We start from the raw sequence: 235 nt of genomic DNA, 5'->3' as shown, positions 1-235 counted from the left end.
GGTGCAGAGTATGTCGTCGACTTTCTGCCGAAAGTGAAGATCGAAGTGGTGGTGGCCGACAGCCAATGCGACCAGGTAATCGACGCGATCATCGGCGCGGCACGCACCGGCAAGATCGGCGACGGCAAGATTTTCGTCGCGGAAGTGGAGCGTGTGATCCGCATTCGCACCGGCGAGGAAAACGAAGCGGCGGTTTGAGCGGGCCGGCTTCGCACCGAGGCGGTGCATCGCGGGC

General features: G+C 63.0%; 1 protein-coding gene. It reads left to right on the top strand.

All coding sequences use genetic code 11. The annotated features are described in order from the left end of the window. A partial coding sequence (locus SB771_RS37160) for a P-II family nitrogen regulator (protein WP_410722303.1) occupies positions 1-198 on the top strand: 198 nt, incomplete at its 5' end. Positions 199-235: the final 37 nt, after the last annotated feature.

Origin of the sequence: Burkholderia sp. SIMBA_051 (genome assembly GCF_046534915.1) — a bacterium.
GTDB classification, from domain to species: domain Bacteria; phylum Pseudomonadota; class Gammaproteobacteria; order Burkholderiales; family Burkholderiaceae; genus Burkholderia; species Burkholderia ambifaria.
This window is presented reverse-complemented; position numbering and strand designations above follow the sequence as displayed.